The sequence below is a fragment of the Clostridium sp. M62/1 genome (assembly GCF_020736365.1).
In the GTDB taxonomy this organism is placed as follows: Bacteria; Bacillota; Clostridia; order Lachnospirales; family Lachnospiraceae; genus Otoolea; species Otoolea saccharolyticum_A.
This window is the reverse complement of the sequence record NZ_CP085988.1, coordinates 3,471,238-3,487,715: the sequence shown is the minus strand read 5'-3', so window position 1 is coordinate 3,487,715 and position 16,478 is coordinate 3,471,238. Positions and strand designations below refer to the sequence as shown.

At 49.0% G+C, this 16,478-nt stretch carries 16 protein-coding genes; 15 read left to right on the top strand and 1 reads right to left on the bottom strand.

Annotation, left to right across the window (positions count from 1 at the left end):
• The first annotated feature begins 4 nt into the window (after positions 1-4).
• On the top strand, positions 5-625 hold the full coding sequence (locus LK436_RS16195; protein WP_044931116.1) for a hypothetical protein: 621 nt from the start codon (positions 5-7) through the stop codon (positions 623-625).
• Positions 626-634: 9 nt separating this feature from the next.
• On the top strand, positions 635-1,276 hold the full coding sequence (locus tag LK436_RS16190) for a hypothetical protein (RefSeq protein ID WP_008397359.1): 642 nt from the start codon (positions 635-637) through the stop codon (positions 1,274-1,276).
• A gap of 80 nt (positions 1,277-1,356) precedes the next feature.
• Here the strand turns inward: LK436_RS16190 and LK436_RS16185 are convergent, their stop codons facing one another.
• Positions 1,357-2,688 carry a hypothetical protein gene (locus tag LK436_RS16185; protein WP_008397360.1) on the bottom strand — a complete coding sequence of 444 codons (1,332 nt, stop codon included), beginning with the start codon at positions 2,686-2,688 and terminating at the stop codon, positions 1,357-1,359.
• 279 nt (positions 2,689-2,967) lie between these two features.
• Here LK436_RS16185 and dcuC point away from each other — a divergent pair, with 279 nt between their 5' ends.
• The 13 genes from dcuC to grdD all read left to right on the top strand — a co-directional run bounded on the left by dcuC (position 2,968) and on the right by grdD (position 16,346).
• Positions 2,968-4,326, top strand: a complete 1,359-nt coding sequence (gene dcuC, locus LK436_RS16180) for a C4-dicarboxylate transporter DcuC (RefSeq protein WP_008397361.1) — start codon at positions 2,968-2,970, stop codon at positions 4,324-4,326.
• Positions 4,327-4,343: 17 nt separating this feature from the next.
• Positions 4,344-5,468 (top strand): M20 family metallopeptidase, encoded by a 1,125-nt coding sequence (locus tag LK436_RS16175; RefSeq protein WP_008397362.1) that lies wholly within the window; start codon positions 4,344-4,346, stop codon positions 5,466-5,468.
• A 7-nt stretch (positions 5,469-5,475) separates the two neighbouring features.
• Entirely contained in the window at positions 5,476-6,651 is a 1,176-nt protein-coding gene (locus LK436_RS16170; RefSeq protein WP_008397364.1) for an NAD(P)-dependent malic enzyme, read from the top strand.
• Between the two features lie 376 nt (positions 6,652-7,027).
• Positions 7,028-7,675 (top strand): sulfurtransferase-like selenium metabolism protein YedF, encoded by a 648-nt coding sequence (gene yedF / locus LK436_RS16165; RefSeq protein ID WP_044931214.1) that lies wholly within the window; start codon positions 7,028-7,030, stop codon positions 7,673-7,675.
• Positions 7,676-7,970: 295 nt separating this feature from the next.
• Positions 7,971-8,354, top strand: a complete 384-nt coding sequence (locus tag LK436_RS16160) for a GrdX family protein (RefSeq protein WP_021966329.1) — start codon at positions 7,971-7,973, stop codon at positions 8,352-8,354.
• A gap of 125 nt (positions 8,355-8,479) precedes the next feature.
• On the top strand, positions 8,480-8,674 hold the full coding sequence (locus LK436_RS16155; protein ID WP_044931119.1) for a hypothetical protein: 195 nt from the start codon (positions 8,480-8,482) through the stop codon (positions 8,672-8,674).
• Between the two features lie 93 nt (positions 8,675-8,767).
• Positions 8,768-10,048 (top strand): glycine/sarcosine/betaine reductase component B subunit, encoded by a 1,281-nt coding sequence (locus tag LK436_RS16150; RefSeq protein WP_008397373.1) that lies wholly within the window; start codon positions 8,768-8,770, stop codon positions 10,046-10,048.
• 9 nt (positions 10,049-10,057) lie between these two features.
• Positions 10,058-11,371 carry a glycine reductase complex selenoprotein B gene (gene grdB, locus LK436_RS16145; protein ID WP_083794752.1) on the top strand — a complete coding sequence of 438 codons (1,314 nt, stop codon included), beginning with the start codon at positions 10,058-10,060 and terminating at the stop codon, positions 11,369-11,371.
• 187 nt (positions 11,372-11,558) lie between these two features.
• Positions 11,559-12,500 (top strand): thioredoxin-disulfide reductase, encoded by a 942-nt coding sequence (gene trxB / locus LK436_RS16140; protein WP_008397376.1) that lies wholly within the window; start codon positions 11,559-11,561, stop codon positions 12,498-12,500.
• 32 nt (positions 12,501-12,532) lie between these two features.
• On the top strand, positions 12,533-12,850 hold the full coding sequence (gene trxA, locus LK436_RS16135; RefSeq protein ID WP_008397378.1) for a thioredoxin TrxA: 318 nt from the start codon (positions 12,533-12,535) through the stop codon (positions 12,848-12,850).
• Positions 12,851-13,000: 150 nt separating this feature from the next.
• Positions 13,001-13,474 carry a glycine/sarcosine/betaine reductase complex selenoprotein A gene (gene grdA, locus LK436_RS16130; protein WP_083794753.1) on the top strand — a complete coding sequence of 158 codons (474 nt, stop codon included), beginning with the start codon at positions 13,001-13,003 and terminating at the stop codon, positions 13,472-13,474.
• 177 nt (positions 13,475-13,651) lie between these two features.
• Complete coding sequence (gene grdC / locus LK436_RS16125) at positions 13,652-15,199, top strand: glycine/sarcosine/betaine reductase complex component C subunit beta (RefSeq protein ID WP_008397383.1); 1,548 nt, start codon at positions 13,652-13,654, stop codon at positions 15,197-15,199.
• A 28-nt stretch (positions 15,200-15,227) separates the two neighbouring features.
• Positions 15,228-16,346 (top strand): glycine/sarcosine/betaine reductase complex component C subunit alpha, encoded by a 1,119-nt coding sequence (gene grdD / locus LK436_RS16120; protein ID WP_008397384.1) that lies wholly within the window; start codon positions 15,228-15,230, stop codon positions 16,344-16,346.
• The last annotated feature ends 132 nt before the right edge of the window (positions 16,347-16,478 follow it).

Below are 16,478 nucleotides of genomic sequence, written 5' to 3'. Positions count from 1 at the left end.
AAAAATGAGAAAATCGAAATTTACGGCAGCAGCAGTGATTATGGGGATCGCGGTAACAGGTCTTGCCATTACAGGATGTGCAGGAAAGACAGAGCCTGCTGAGACAACTGCTGCACAGGAGACAGCAAAGATGGAGGAGCTTCAGCCTGCAGAGACAGCAGAGAGCATGGAAGAGACAGAGGCGAAAACAGAGGCAGCTGGGGAGGAGACTAAGAGCGAAAACACTGAGACAGCTGAAAAGCCCCAGGCAGAGGCTCAGGCTGAAAACGGCAGCGCCGGCGGATATGAGGATAACTTTGCCGTTGACAGCGCAGCGGCAGCCGAGTTTGCAGCTCAGATCAAGGAGGCAGTGGCAGCAAAGGATCTGGACGCTTTAGCAGAGCTTACAGCGTTCCCGGTTTACGTAGGCCTTCCTGATGTGGGAGCTGTGGAAACGAAGGAGGACTTCCTGGCTCTGGGTGCTGACGCAGTGTTTACCGACGAGCTCGTAGCCTCTGTGGCAGATGCAGATACAGAGAATATGCAGCCCAGCATGGCAGGATTTTCTATCTCAGACGGAGGCAAGGCAAATATTAACTTTGGCGTGAGAGACGGAGCTCTGGCAGTGAGCGGAATCAACTACTAGGAGGAGGCCATGAGAAAGAGAAGAGCAGTCCTTCCGGCGATGGTTCTGACTGCTGCGCTGTTAGCAGGCTGCAGTGCAGAGCCGGCAGGAGCGGAATCTGCAGGGACTCAGGCAGAGTCAGCGGCCTCCGTGTCTTCAGAAGCTCAGACCGAGACAGTCCCTGAGACAGGGGCTGCCGGATCAGAAGCCCGTACGGAAACAGACAAGGCCCAGGCTGAGGAAGCCGGTCAGGCAGTCAAGCTGGAAGAGCTTGTGGAAATCCTCGGCACGGATGATGAGGAGACGAAGGATCTGTTCGGAGGCGGCACAGAGAACTGGACGGAGGACAGGAGCTTTTATATCGGCCGTATCTACCAGATTACCCTGGGAGAGGATGAGGCCTCCCTGTACACAACCTGTGACGAGAACAAGAAGATCACATCCCTGTCTGTCAAGTTCCATGGCGGTGAAGAGGATCATCAGACCATGACAGAAAAATGGGTGGAAAATCTGACAGAGTTCGTGGGACAGGAGCCGGAATTTGACGGCAAGTCATCAGAAGCCGGCAGCCAGAACTGGAAATGGAAGAAGGATAACACATTTATCACACTCTACTCCCTGGGTGAGAATCTGTCCATAGGCATGAATCCGGCTGTGGGAGAACTGAAATAGGAAAAGGAAAAAGGTTAAAGGATTAAAAACAGCGGGGAGGGGGAGCTGCAGTCTATGGCAGCTTCCTCTCCCCGCTGTTTTTAATCGATCTGGATCCGTATGCGGTATACTTTGCTTGGACGTCCCTTGGTATTGGTCTGGCGGGAATAGAGAGGCTCGGCCAGGTTATACTTGACGAGAACGGAAATCAGCCGGTTTACACTTCTGATGGTAATGTGGAGGATCCTTGCCAGCTCCGGCGTGGTTACCTCCTCTGTACCGGTTATGCGGAAGGCGCTGATCAGTTTCTGGATAGTCAGCGTGGAAAGGCCGGTCCGGTCTGACAGCTCCCTTATGTAGGGGGTGACAGAGCCCTGGATGGAAAAATCATTTCCGGAGCCGAAGAGCCCGATCTGCTCCCGATCCTCGCCGAACAGATAGCTGGTCTTGTTTCCGTTGATCTGTGACTCTCTCGCAGCGTCGATGGCATTCGCCTGGGCCTGGCTGATGACCCGCCCGAGCCCGTACCCTATGGCCAGGGAAAGGTTTCCGTTTTTTTCCAGGTATTCTCTCAGATGGCAGGCCGTAAAGCCGTCGGTGATGGTTTCTACCGTCTTGTGGCTGGTGGAAATACGGAAGCCGTTTTTTGTCTCATGGATGATAAAGTCGCACATATACCTTTTGTTGAAGGCTTTTAAAAGCCGTTCCAGCACATCGCGCTGCTTTGAATCTGCAGACTGCTTCCCGGCGCCGGAGAAAAGAATTTCAATGGATGCCGTCTGGCTGTCCTTCAGCTCGCCCATGAGAATTTCCTGAATCAGCTGGCGGAAACAGAGGACGATGTCGTCATAGCTGAAAGAAATATAGTGACAGTCCACACCTGCCTCGAGAATCTGAGGCATAATGGGACTCATTCGGGAGAGGGAGTACTTAATCTTTCCCTCCTTCCAGAGCCTGATATGCTTTTCCAGCTTTCTCTGGGTGGACTCCTGCATCTTTTCAACGGTCATGTTGGTCATATAGCGGTTGTTTCTGTCCAGCCAGCTGCCGAAGGTGCCGTTTTTCAGGTGCTCGATGAGAGAGGACTCCTGATCAGGGCACAGGTAGTCGCAGAAGTCAAAATATCCGTATTCAAAGTTCCAGTCCTGATATTTGTAGATGACCTCGAAAAAGGTTTTGTAGTAATTGCTTTCAGAACACAGAAAAAAGCTGATGGGGCGGCAGTTGGGAACGCTCTTTTTTACTGTCTGCATGGGGACGGGACCGGTGGTGATAAAGCCGTCGAATCTGTCCTCCAGCTGCCTGTATAAATCTACAATATGAACATAATTATAGTAAATAAAAATCTCAATCTCACATCCGAGATCTAGTTTTTCAACAGCCTCTGTCAAATAATCCTTTAAATATTCAGTAGAAAGAACTGCGATTTTCATTCAAATTTCCTTTCGGTCGATGCTTGTATTTTTCTGATAATCAAGTATATCAAAAAAGAATGGGGAAGGCAACCACACACCGGGGAGGGACTTAACTGCAAGGGCGTTTCATCAAAAAAGAGAAATTCTTTTGTTATTTATTACTAAATTAAGGACAAAATATTTTTGCAAAATGATGAAAAATTAATTATGTATTGACTGCGGTTAATAATAGACATATAATCAGCAATACAAAAAGACGTCTTTAATTTATCCTTAAATACGAATGGAGGAGAAATCATGTTTAGCATTCTAACAGCGCTTGCAGTGACGTTGGTAGTAGGATACTTCATCTTAAAAAAATTCAAGCCGCAGACCGTGCTTTTTGCAGGCGGTATTTTCCTGATGATTCTGGCATCTTTATTCCATACAGGAGAGATCCTGGCTCTGGAGGATCAGACAGGCTTCTGGTTCTTTGACATCTTCGAGTACATAAAAAATGTGTTTAAATCCGATTCAGCCGGTACCGGCCTTATCATCATGGCCGTAGGCGGATTTGCCATTTACATGGACAAAATCGGAGCCAGCTCCGCTATGGTAAGTATCTGTATCAAGCCTTTAAAGAAGATTAATGCGCCTTATCTGGTTCTGGCGCTCAGCTATGTAGTAGGCCAGTTCCTCAATGTTTTCATTCCGAGTGCAGCAGGACTGAGTGTTCTGTTAATGGCTACCCTGTTCCCGGTACTTGTAGAGCTGGGAGTGAGCCGTCTGTCCGCAGCAGCTCTGATCGGTACGGCAGCCTGTCTGGATTTAGGACCGGCTTCCGGTGCATCCAATATGGCCGCTCAGACAGCAGGGTTAGATCCTATGGTATACTTTGTGAACTATCAGCTCCCTGTTTCTGCCATGGTTGTTCCCACAATCTCTGTACTTCATTACATTGTCCAGAAATACTGTGACAAAAAGATGGGCTTTAAGTCAGGTGAAACACAGGAAGAGAAAAAGAATACAGAGGCTGCACCGAAGATCTATGCGATTCTTCCGCTGCTTCCCCTTATCTTCCTGTTTGTATTCAGCAAGCTGATTATCAGCTCCATTTCCATGGATGTTATTACGGCGATGCTTTTAGGAACCACCATTGCACTGATTTTCGAGCTGGTGCGCAAAAAAGGACATGCAAAAGAAGTATTCAAGAGCATTCAGATTTTCTTCGACGGTATGGGACATCAGTTTGCCACTATTGTTACACTGATTATTGCAGGCGAGGTCTTTGCAAAGGGCTTGCAGGCTATCGGAGCAATTGATATCATCATAGAGAGCTGTAAAGCCACAGGATTCGGACCGGTTCCGATGACAATCGTGATGGTGCTTATCATCACAGTCTGCTCCATCGTTATGGGTTCCGGAAATGCTCCATTCTACGCATTTGCCGCTCTGGCACCTACTGTGGCCGCCGCTTTTGGAGTTTCAACAGTTCTGATGGTTATGCCTATGCAGCTGGCAAGCGGTATCGCGAGAAGCGTTTCTCCGATTACCTCCGTTATCGTGGCGGTCAGCGACAGCGCAGACCTGTTCCCGGTTGATGTAGTAAAACGAACAGCCATCCCGATGATCGGAGGACTGGTTGTGCTGATGGCAGCTACCTTCCTGATGTTTTAGAAGAAAAGGAGAGTATTATGAGATTTGAGCTTGACGAGTACTTAAAGGAGCTTGAGACCCTGGTAAACACAGACAGCGGAAGCCGGGTAGAGGGTGGACCCGGGCTGATCGCCGATTACTTCGAGGAAAAATACAGGGCTCTGGGGCTTGATATCAAGAGAGAGGCAGGCCCGGAGGGTATCGGCCCATTCATGGAAATCCGGAATAAGAAAGAAAAGACAGACGTACTCTTCCTGGGACATATGGATACGGTATTTCCAAAAGGAGAGGCTGCAAAGCGTCCTTTCCGCATCGAGAGAAATCTGGCATACGGCCCCGGTGTAATGGATATGAAGGCCGGCCTGCTTTTCATTTACCACGCAGTGAAAAACCTGGTGGAAAGCGGCACGGATCTGGGATTCTGCGTTGCCCTGAACAGCGATGAGGAAATTTCCTCCGTTCATTCTCAGAAACGGATTCAGGAGCTGGCAAGCCAGGCAAAATATACATTTGTTCTGGAGCCGGGAAGGAAAAACGGGGCCTATGTATATGAGAGAAAGGGTCTGGCCCGCTACAAAATGACGGTAAAGGGAATTGCGGCCCACGCCGGTGTGGCTCCCTGGGATGGAGCCAGCGCTGTCAACGAGGCAGCCCGCGCAGTTCTCAAGATGGAGGGGCTGAATCACTACGAGATCGGAACCAGCGTAAATGTGGGAAAAATTTCCGGCGGAACTACGGCAAATGTTGTGTGCGACCATGTGGAAGCCATGATTGATACCAGGTTTGAGACCATCGAGGAAAATCAGAAGATCGAGAACGCATTCCGGGAAATCATGGAGAATCCTTTCGACAGGAGAACATCCATTACAATCGAAAGAGAAGGCTTCCGCCCTCCTATGAGAAAGACAGAAAAGACGGAGAAACTTATGGCTCTCATGGAGGAGCAGGGAAAAGAGATGGGAATGGAGATCCTGTGGGCAAAGACCGGAGGCGGCTCAGACGGAAACTTTGCAGCCTTTGCCGGAAGCACAGTAATTGACGGTGCAGGACCTGCAGGCGACGGAGCTCACAGCCAGAACGAAACCCTTCAGATTGACACAATCAGACCGCGTTTTGAGCTGCTTTTTAAAACACTGGCCAAGCTGAGTGAGGAAAAGGAGTGAAGAACAGATGAATTATAATGAAGAAGCCTTAAAGATGCATGAGGAAAACCATGGAAAAATCCAGGTGGCAGGAAAGGTGGAGATTAATTCCAGGGATCAGCTGTGTATCGCATATACACCCGGTGTTGCAGAGCCATGCCGGAAAATCCATGAAAACAAGAAGGATGTCTACCGCTATACAGCTAAGGGAAACCTGGTAGCTGTGGTGTCAGACGGTACGGCAGTGCTGGGACTCGGCAATATAGGCCCTGAGGCAGCGATGCCTGTTATGGAGGGAAAAAGCCTTCTGTTTAAACAGTTTGGAAATGTAGATGCATTCCCGATTTGTCTGGATACTCAGGATACAGAGGAAATCATTAAGGCTGTCAAGTGGATTGCGCCGTCCTTCGGCGGAATCAACCTGGAAGACATTGCTTCACCGAAATGCTTTGAGATCGAGAGAAGGCTGGAGGAAGAGCTGGATATTCCCGTATTCCACGACGACCAGCACGGAACAGCCATCGTGGTGACGGCAGCTCTCATGAATGCAGCCAGACTGACAGGAAAGAAGCTCCAGAATCTGAAGGTGGTTTTAAACGGACCGGGGGCGGCGGGAACAGCCATTATCAAGATGATTATGTTCGCCGGCGTAAAAAACGTGATCGCCTGTGACGAGTTTGGAATCCTCTGCAGAAAGAGAAAAGAAGGCGTAGAGGGACACAAGGCAGAGCTCTGCGAGATTACAAATCTGGACGAGCAGCTGGGAACCCTGGCTGATGCCGTAAAGGACGCCGATGTATTTATCGGCGTGTCAGTAGCCAATGCCCTGACTCCCGAAATGGTTCATACGATGGCGCCGGATCCCATTGTCTTTGCCATGGCAAACCCTGTTCCGGAGATTTCCTATGAGACGGCTATGGAAGCAGGCGTAAAGGTAATGGGAACCGGAAGAAGCGACTGCCCGAACCAGATTAACAATGTGCTGGCATTCCCTGGTATTTTCAGAGGAGCCCTTGACGCAGGTGCCAGAGACATCAACTATGAGATGAAGAGGGCGGCAGCAGAGGCCATAGCCGGACTGGTAACTGAGGAGGAGCTTAAGCCGGAATACATTATTCCGTCTGCCTTCGATAAGAGGGTGGTAGAGGCCGTAGCTTCCGCAGTGAAGGAGGCAGCCCAGCGAAGCGGTGCTGTGAGAAAGTAGAAAAACGGAAGCCGGATGGAGAAGCTCTCCCCGGGTGAACCTGAATGTGAAGCAGCTGGTGTGCAGCTGCTTCATGTGTTTATGCCCCTTTTGACATTGGCAGAAAACAGACAGCCATTGCGGCAGGAAACCATGAAACAGACCGGTCAGCAGCCGGAAATGGGAGAAAAACCTAGAGTTTTTTTGAATAGTTACAGGAAATATATAGAAAAATCCAATAATTCCAGGCGTTTTACAGGAAGGGTCTGTAATTGACACGGCCGGCTCCGCTGTCTTATAATAGGAAAAGCTGGTATAAAATATGCCGTGTGACCGTCTCAGGGACTGGAACAGGCCGGATAAGCCCAGAAATTTACGAAAACAGGAGGCAAAAGTGATGAAGCAGCTTGACATGAGGGGAAAAGCATGCCCGATGCCGGTAATCGAGACAAAGAAGATTTTAGAGGAAGTCAAAAAGGCGGAAGAAGTAAGGGTTCTTGTGGACAACGAGATTGCAGTTCAGAACCTGACTAAGCTGGCCGGACACGAGGGAATGAAGGCCTTAAGTGAAAAACATTCTGACAAGGAATTTGAAGTGACCTTTCTCCCGTCAGAAAGCGGAGCGGATGGGCCGAATGTGCCGGCAGAGAAGATCCTGGCTGACTGCGCTGACTGCAGTGTGCCGACAGAGCCGGAGAACGGGATCGCCAGAGGAAGAGTGGTTGTCATTGCTTCCGACCGGATGGGAGAGCCGGAGGAGGAGCTTGGAAAAATTCTCATTAAAGGATTTATCTACGCAGTGAGCCGCCAGGAGCCTCTGCCTGAAACTGTTATTTTTTACAACGGCGGTGCGAAGCTGACGGCTGAGGGAAGCGAATCCGTGGAGGATCTGAAGTACATGGCAGAGCAGGGCGTTGAGATCCTCACCTGCGGAACCTGCCTCAAGCACCTGGGCCTGGAGGACAAGCTTCAGGTAGGAACTGTCTCCAATATGTATGAAATCGCAGAGAAGATGACAGGCGCCAGAGTAGTTATAAGACCTTAGAAGGATAAGGAAAAATAGAAATTTACAGTGCCGGTTCATCTTCCTTTGGAATAAAAAGACTGTCGGAATTTCAAATCAGCCATGGTTTGACAATTTTGGCAGTCTTTTTTGACGTGTTTGTGTGAAAATGCATGAATCTTGAGCCAAAAGCGCCGGAAACAGTTGTGTGAAAGTTAAAAAAACATAAAAAAAGTGCTTTATTATTCAGCTGATTTGACGTATAATAGAGCTTGCTAAACAGCGAAAGGACAGGCTGTCCGAAGGCTGAAAACAAAAGGACAACAGGAGTATGGAGATGTATTTGCTAGTTACAAATAACCGTCTGTGTTTTGAAAAATACAGGGATAGAGTCAGGGTAGACTATCTGGAGGATGGATCCTATCTGGATGTGCTCGTGAGAGCCAGAGACTATGTCCAGAAAGGCAGCAGGATAGAGACGCATCCGATGGCTGGAAGCATCAAGCCGAATCAGACGCCGTTCCGCTCTGTACTTTTGTCTGACAGAAAAATGGATGGCGATGAAGTCATTGAAAATGAACTGATGATTGAGGATGCGGTGCTTATGACAAAAAAATTCCTCAGTGATCGTCCGGTGAGAAAATGGGATGAGTCGATTGTAAACGATTTCAGACAGGTCGATTTGGAACTGATCAGCGGGGCCATTGACCGGGTTGTCTGATCGGGCAGGCCGGGTTCCACGGGCCTGTGCTGAAAAAATGAAAATGGCTGAAAGCAGGCTGACAGAGGATTTGTCACTGGTTGACACGATAATTGCCAGGGGATTTGCCATTTGCCAGAGGGAAATTGACAAACAGGAACGCCAAAACTGTCAAAGATGACAAAGAACCCACTGAAAAGACTGCGGGAGAGCTCAGAAAAAAGTTTTGCAGCAAAAATTTTGGAATGGGAAATCCTCGAAAACAGCCGAAAAATGCAGGTAAAAACACAGGGTTTTACTGTAATAAAAAAATGTTTTTACTAGCATTTATGGATTTTTGAAAGTATGGCATGTTACTTGCTATATTTATAAAGCGAAGAGAAATTCTTCTGCCGCAAAAATACAAATTTTAAAGAAAGGGAGGTCAGGCATTCATGAAACTTGAATTAGGGATTATTCCCGTAAAAGACATCCAGTTTGGTCCGGAGTCCAAAGTGGAGAATGGAGTTATCTATGTGAATGCAGATGAGTTAAAGGCTCTTCTTCTTGAGGATGAGAACCTGAAATCTGTAGAGCTTGACATTGCGAGACCAGGTGAGAGTGTCCGCATTATGCCTGTAAAGGATGTTATTGAGCCAAGAGTTAAAGTAAGCGGAGAGGGAGCTATGTTCCCGGGTATGATTTCCAAGGTTGCCACTGTTGGAAGCGGAAGGACAAACGTTCTTCGCGGGTCCGCTGTTGTCACAACAGGAAAGATCGTTGGTTTCCAGGAGGGAATCATCGATATGTGCGGAACTGGCGCAGAGTATACGCCATTCTCCAAGTTAAACAACCTGGTTGTTATCTGTGAGCCGGCTGACGGAATCGAGAAACACGCTCACGAGAAGGCTGTCCGCATGGCAGGATTAAAGGCTGCTGACTATGTTGGAAAGCTGGCTAAGGACATCGAGGCTGAGGAGATTGAGACATATGAGACAGAGGACGTTAAGGAAGGAATCGAGAAGTATCCGAACCTGCCGAGAGTCGCATATGTATTAATGCTTCAGAGCCAGGGACTTATGCACGACACCTATGTATACGGTGTTGACATGAAGCAGTCCCTGCCGACTATCATCAATCCGACAGAGACCATGGACGGCGCTATCTTAAGCGGTAACTGTGTATCTGCATGCGATAAGAATACATCCTACCATCACTTAAACAATCCGGTTATCAAATCCTTATTTGAGCAGCACGGAAAGACTTTAAACTTCGTAGGTGTTATCATCACAAACGAGAACGTATACCTGGCTGACAAGATGCGTTCCTCTGACTGGACATCCAAGCTGTGCAAGTGGTTAGGCGTTGACGGCGCTATCGTTTCCCAGGAGGGATTCGGAAACCCGGATACAGACCTTATCATGAACTGCAAGAAGATCGAGGCTCAGGGCGTTAAGACTGTTATCATCACAGATGAGTATGCAGGACGCGACGGCGCTTCCCAGTCCTTAGCAGATGCAGACGCAGCAGCTGATGCAGTTGTTACAGGCGGAAACGCAAACATGGTTATCACACTGGAGCCGAAGGACAGAGTTATCGGATATCCTGAGGTTGCAGATATTATTGCAGGCGGATTCGACGGAAGCCTTCAGGCTGACGGCTCTATCGTAGCAGAGCTTCAGGTTATCACCGGAGCAACCAACGAGATGGGCTTCAACAAGTTAAGCGCTAGATAGGAGGAAATCATGGGAAAACTGAAATTTGTTCATTATATTAATCAGTTTTTCGCAAATATCGGCGGCGAGGAGAAAGCTGACTACCAGCCAGAGGTAAGAGACGGAGCTGTAGGCCCTGGTCTTGCATTCAATCAGGCATTTGGTGAGGAAGCTGAGATCATCGCTACAGTTATCTGCGGAGACTCTTACTTCAATGAGAACGTAGACGCAGCAACAGAGACTGTTCTCAATATGATCAAGGAGAAAGCACCGGACGGTGTTATCTGCGGTCCTGCATTCAACGCCGGACGTTACGGTGTTGCCTGCGGTACAGTTGCAGCAGCCGTTAAGGAGAAACTTGGACTTCCTGTTGTTACAGGTATGTACAAGGAGAACCCAGGTGCTGATATGTACAAGACAAAAGTATATATCTGCCCGACAAAGAACAGCGCAGCAGGCATGAGAGATGCTGTTAAGAAGATGGCTCCTCTGGCTCTTAAGCTGGTTAAGGGCGAGAAGATTGGTTCTTCCAAGGAAGACGGATATATGCCGAACGGCATCCGCGTAAACTTCTTCGAGGACAAGCCAGGCGCACAGCGTGCCGTTGAGATGCTTGTAAAGAAGTTAAACGGCAAGGAGTATGAGACAGAGTATCCGATGCCGAGCTTCGACCGTGTGGCTCCAGGACCGGCAGTTAAGGATATGGCTCACGCAAAGATCGCTTTAGTAACCTCCGGCGGTATCGTTCCGAAGGGCAACCCGGATCACATCGAGTCCTCCAGTGCTTCCAAGTACGGACAGTACGACATCGAGGGCGTTATGGATCTGACAGAGGAGACATACGAGACAGCACACGGCGGATACGATCCGGTATACGCTAACCAGGATGCAGACCGTGTTCTTCCGGTGGACATCGTTGAGGAGTTCATCAAGGAGGGCAAGATCGGAAGCCTTCACAAATATTTCTATACCACAGTTGGTAATGGAACAGCAGTAGCAAATGCAAGCAAGTTCGCTAAGGAGATCGGACAGAAACTGGTTGATGACCATGTTGACGCGGTTATCCTTACCTCTACCTGAGGTACCTGTACACGTTGCGGTGCAACGATGGTAAAAGGCATTGAGTCCTATGGAATTCCTGTAGTTCATATTGCGACAGTAGTTCCGATTTCTTTAACAGTTGGAGCAAACAGAATTGTTCCGGCCATTGCTATTCCTCATCCACTTGGAAACCCTGCTCTTTCCCACGAGGAAGAGAAAGAGATTAGAAGAAAGATCGTTGGAAAGGCTCTGGAAGCGTTACAGACTCCGGTTGACGGCCAGACGGTTTTTGAATGGAAGTAATCTGAGAGCGGAACGGTACGCTTTCTGATGAAGATAATTTGCAGCTTAGTAAAAGGTGCTGCAAAGGTTGTTTGAGAATTCATCCCGCCCGAGATGTCAAGGGGCTTCGGCTCTGCGGCATCCCGGCGGGGCGAAATAAATTACCGCAAATTTGCGGCAGCTTTAAGCTGCGAAGGGAGAAATTGACATGGGCAAGATTTATGACGTAATCATTTTAGGTGCTGGTCCGGGAGGACTGGCTGCCGGTCTGTACTCTGGAAGATACCGCCTGGACACTCTCGTGATTGAGAAGGCAAAGGACGGCGGACAGATCGCCATTACAGACGAAATTGAAAACTATCCTGGACAGATGGTAGATGGAGAGAGCGGCCCATCCTTAATCGAGCGTATGACAAAGCAGGTTGAGAAGTTCGGCGCAGAGCGCGTGACAGACACTATCAACAAAGTTGAGCTGGAAGGCCCGATTAAGAAGCTTTATGGAACCAACGGCGAATACGAGTGCAAGTGCCTGATCATTGCAACCGGCGCATATCCGCGTCCAATCGGCTGCAAGAGAGAGGGCGAGTTCGTGGGCAAGGGAGTTTCCTTCTGCGCTACTTGTGACGCCAACTTCTTCGAGGACTTTGAGGTATTCGTAGTAGGCGGCGGAGATTCTGCCGTTGAGGAGGCTATGTACCTGACAAAGTTTGCCAGAAAGGTAACCATCATCCACAGAAGAGACGAGCTGCGCGCTGCCAAGTCCATCCAGGAGAAGGCATTCAAGAATCCGAAACTGCACTTCATGTGGGATACAGTTGTTGACGGTCTTGAGGGTGACGGACTTCTGTCTGCCATGACTGTAAAGAACGTGAAGACAGGTGAGATCACAAGAATTGAGGCAGATCCGGATGACGGAATGTTCGGTGTATTCGGATTTATCGGATACATACCGAGAACTGATCTGTTTGAGGGTATGCTTGACATGGAAAACGGCTATATTAAGACCGATGACAACATGCATACCAATATTCCGGGCGTTTTTGCGGCAGGAGATGTCCGGGTTAAGTCATTAAGACAGGTAGTAACAGCAGCTGCTGACGGTGCCATCGCTGCCCAGCAGGCTGAAAAATATATTTCCGAGATGGAATGATCACTGGAATATCTCAGAGAGGGTGAAAGAAAATGGTTGATTTAACTAAGGAAAACTTTGAAGAAGAAGTTTTAAAGGCAGAGGGAACTGTTTTAGTTGATTTCTACGGCGACGGCTGTGTTCCATGCCAGGCTTTAATGCCACATATCCACGCTATGGAGGATGTTTACGGAAAGGACATTAAGTTCACTTCCCTGAACACAACAAAGGCACGCCGTCTGGCTATCGGCCAGAAGGTATTAGGTCTTCCGGTTATCGCTATCTACAAGGGCGGCGAGAAGGTTGCTGAGTGCGTAAAGGATGACGCAACACCAGAGAATGTGGAGGCAATGATCAAGGCTAACCTGTAAGTTCAGAAGCCTGCTTGCAAATACATTGAAAAAACTGCTTTTTCAGAGCAGGACGATCTGGGCAAACTGCCTGGGTTGTGATATAATTAGTCCGCTAGAAACCGCACAGGCGGTGTCTATAAAAAATTTAGAGAAAAGGAGGAATCGGAAATGGCAATTTTAAACGGTAAAAAAGCCATTATCATCGGCGACCGTGACGGAATTCCGGGCCCGGCTATTGAAGAGTGTGTCAAGACAGCCGGAGCTGAGGTTATTTATTCCTCTACGGAGTGCTTCGTCTGAACGTCCGCAGGTGCCATGGATCTGGAAAACCAGAAGAGAGTAAAAGATTTCGCAGAGCAGTATGGTCCGGAGAATGTAGTAGTAATTCTCGGAGCAGCAGAGGGTGAGGCAGCAGGCCTTGCCGCTGAAACTGTAACAGCAGGAGATCCGACTTTCGCAGGTCCTTTGGCAGGAGTCCAGTTGGGACTTACCGTATACCACATCTGTGAGGATGAAATCAAGGCAGAAGTAGATCCTGGTGTTTACGACGACCAGATCAGCATGATGGAGATGGTTATGGATGTCGATGATATCCACAACGAGATGTCTTCTATCCGTGATCAGTATTGTAAATACCTCTAATTGAGTGCGCGCAGGCGCTCTCATAAATTTCCCGGCGGGCTTTGTTCTGCCGGGAAATTCTTAAATACGGGAAAATTTCCCTTGCGTTCTGCAGGTTCTTATGGGCGCAGAAACAGAAGAGAAAAAGTATTAGCTAGTATAAAATGATTATAAACTATCATATATGAGGTGAATGACATGGGCGGATATCCTGTTTTAAAAGGTGCAAGCTATGTGCTTGCAGTCGTTCCGGATATGGTTCTTGAGAATGGAACAACACAGACTACAGAGAAGATTGTGAATCCTGATTCCGAATACTTAAAAGAGCTTCCTAAGCATTTAAGAAGCTATGAGGATGCAGTTTCCTACCTTCCAAACCAGATTTATATTGGAAATGAGAAGCCGGAGGCACTCAGAGGAATCGAGTTCCCATTTTTCAACACAAAGTGGGAGAATGCAAAGAGAGACGGCAAGTACGGCCAGATTATGCCGCAGGACGAGTTCTACGGACTGATGCAGATCTGCGATGTATTTGAGCTTGTATATCTTGAGAAGAACTTTGCCGCTTCCGTTAAGGAGAAATTAGCTGCTCAGGATCTCCTGACAGAGGAGCAGCTTGCTTTATTAGACAGAAACGAGAGCACAGAGGAAGACATCAAGGCTTTAGTAGAGAACGAGCACTCCGAGGGACTTTACGACGGCGGCAAGCTGGTAGGAGCTGTAAAGAGGGCTCACGATGTGGACGTAAACCTGTCTGCTCATACGATGCTCGAGAACATTGTTGCAAAGGCATCCAGCGTTCTGGCTCTGATCGAGTTAGTGAAGAAGGCCGGCGTGAATCCAGAGGATGTAGACTATGTCATCGACTGCTGCGAGGAGGCCTGCGGCGATATGAACCAGAGAGGCGGCGGAAACTTCGCAAAGGCAGCTGCTGAGGTAGCAGGCTTTACAAACGCAACAGGTTCCGACGTGAGAGGCTTCTGTGCAGGACCGGCCCATGCCATTGTCCATGCAGCAGCTCTGGTACAGTGCGGCGCATTCAAGAATGTAGTCGTAACAGCCGGAGGATGTACAGCTAAGCTGGGTATGAACGCTAAGGATCATGTGAAGAAGGGTGTTCCGGTACTGGAGGACTGTGTTGCAGGCTTCTCCGTATTAATCAGCGCAAACGACGGTGTGAACCCGGTTATCCGTACTGATATTGTCGGACGCCACACAATCGGAACAGGCGCTGCTCCTCAGAATGTAATTTCTTCCCTGGTAACAGCTCCTCTTGAGGCTGCCGGGCTGAAGATCCTGGATATTGACAAGTACTCACCTGAGATGCAGAATCCGGATATTACAAAGCCGGCAGGTGCAGGCGATGTTCCGGAGGCAAACTACAAGATGATCGCTGCTTTAGGCGTAAAGAAGGGCGAGCTTCAGAGAACAGAGATCGCATCCTTCGTTAAGGATCACGGTATGGTAGGCTGGGCTCCGACACAGGGACATATTCCGTCCGGCGTTCCGTACATGGGTCCGTTAAGAGACGAGATCCTGGCAGGCGAGACAAAGCGTGCCATGATTATCGGAAAGGGAAGCCTCTTCCTTGGAAGAATGACAAACCTGTTCGACGGTATTTCCTTCGTAGTAGAGACCAATGACGGTTCCGGCGCTGACGAGGGACAGGCTGTCGACGAGAAGCAGATTAAATCCATGATCGGCCAGGCCATGAGAGAATTCGCAAAGGGACTTCTGGAAGAGTAGGAAAATATCTTGGAAAGGACGAAGAGCTATGTCTGAAGCAAAGATTAAGAAAATGATTGCAGAGACCTTTCTGGAAGTTGCGGACGCTCTTGAAACAGGCCGTTATGGTAAGAAGGCAGTTATCGGCTTCGCGTGCGAGGGAAGCGAGCACGGCCAGGAGAACATTGACAGAGCCTTTGAGCTGGCAGTGAGGAAGGGACTCACTCCCTATATGATCGAGGGAGAGGATACTCATAAAAAGATGGAGGAGCTGCTGGAATCCGGCGAGATTGACGCCGCTGTTACCATGCACTATCCATTCCCGGTAGGCGTTTCTACTGTTGGAAAAATTATTACCCCAGGAATGGGAAAGGCCATGTATCTGGCCACAACCACAGGAACTTCTGATACAGACCGTGTCTGCGCCATGGTGAAGAATGCCATCTACGGCATTATTGCAGCTAAGGCAGACGGAATTGAAAATCCGACCGTCGGCATCGCCAATATCGACGGCGCAAGGCAGACAGAGAAGTACCTGATCCAGTTAAAGGAGAACGGCTACGATATTCATTTCGCTGACTCTGCCCGCGCAGACGGCGGAATCGTTATGAGAGGAAATGACCTTTTGTCTGCATCTGCAGACGTTATGGTTATGGACTCCCTGACAGGAAACCTGATGACAAAGATCTTCTCCGCCTACACGACAGGAGGAAGCTATGAGTCATTAGGCTTTGGCTACGGCCCAGGTATCGGTCCGGACTTTGACAAGCTCATCATGATCGTGTCCAGAGCATCGGGAGCTCCGGTGATTGCAGGAGCCATGGAGTTTGCCACAAACCTGATCAACCACGACTGGAAGAAGATCGTGAAGGATGAGTGGAAGAAGGCTGAGAAGGCCGGACTCAGAGCGATCCTTGACGAGATCAAGAAGGCAAACACAAAGAAGGCAGACGCAGACGAGGAAGTGGCCATGCCTCCAAAGGAGATCTGTACTGAGCAGATTCCTGGAATCGAGGTTATGGATCTGGAGGATGCAGTTAAGGTTCTCTGGAAGAATGGAATCTACGCTGAGAGCGGCATGGGCTGCACAGGCCCAATCGTGAGAATGGCTGCAGACAAGAAAGAGAAGGCGGTAGAGCTTCTCACCGCAGCCGGATACATCGGGTAAGGCGTAAGGGGGGGGGCGGGAAAGAGAACGAGAGTTTTCTGTTCCAGCGAAGTCACATAAAACTCTCGTTCTCTTCCCTTACCACTGCTTACGGGGGAGAAAAAACAGAGGGAAGAAGGGCATGATGGGCAG

Excerpts from the sequence above, each read along its gene's own strand:
- LK436_RS16185 (WP_008397360.1), bottom strand. The coding sequence starts at position 2,688 with ATGAAAATCGCAGTTCTTTCTACTGAATATTTAAAGGATTATTTGACA.
- LK436_RS16195 (WP_044931116.1), top strand. The coding sequence starts at position 5 with ATGAGAAAATCGAAATTTACGGCAGCAGCAGTGATTATGGGGATCGCG.
- trxB (WP_008397376.1), top strand. The coding sequence starts at position 11,559 with ATGGGCAAGATTTATGACGTAATCATTTTAGGTGCTGGTCCGGGAGGA.
- trxA (WP_008397378.1), top strand. The coding sequence starts at position 12,533 with ATGGTTGATTTAACTAAGGAAAACTTTGAAGAAGAAGTTTTAAAGGCA.
- LK436_RS16170 (WP_008397364.1), top strand. The coding sequence starts at position 5,476 with ATGAATTATAATGAAGAAGCCTTAAAGATGCATGAGGAAAACCATGGA.
- grdD (WP_008397384.1), top strand. The coding sequence starts at position 15,228 with ATGTCTGAAGCAAAGATTAAGAAAATGATTGCAGAGACCTTTCTGGAA.
- LK436_RS16190 (WP_008397359.1), top strand. The coding sequence starts at position 635 with ATGAGAAAGAGAAGAGCAGTCCTTCCGGCGATGGTTCTGACTGCTGCG.
- LK436_RS16160 (WP_021966329.1), top strand. The coding sequence starts at position 7,971 with ATGTATTTGCTAGTTACAAATAACCGTCTGTGTTTTGAAAAATACAGG.
- grdC (WP_008397383.1), top strand. The coding sequence starts at position 13,652 with ATGGGCGGATATCCTGTTTTAAAAGGTGCAAGCTATGTGCTTGCAGTC.
- LK436_RS16175 (WP_008397362.1), top strand. The coding sequence starts at position 4,344 with ATGAGATTTGAGCTTGACGAGTACTTAAAGGAGCTTGAGACCCTGGTA.
- yedF (WP_044931214.1), top strand. The coding sequence starts at position 7,028 with ATGAAGCAGCTTGACATGAGGGGAAAAGCATGCCCGATGCCGGTAATC.
- LK436_RS16150 (WP_008397373.1), top strand. The coding sequence starts at position 8,768 with ATGAAACTTGAATTAGGGATTATTCCCGTAAAAGACATCCAGTTTGGT.
- dcuC (WP_008397361.1), top strand. The coding sequence starts at position 2,968 with ATGTTTAGCATTCTAACAGCGCTTGCAGTGACGTTGGTAGTAGGATAC.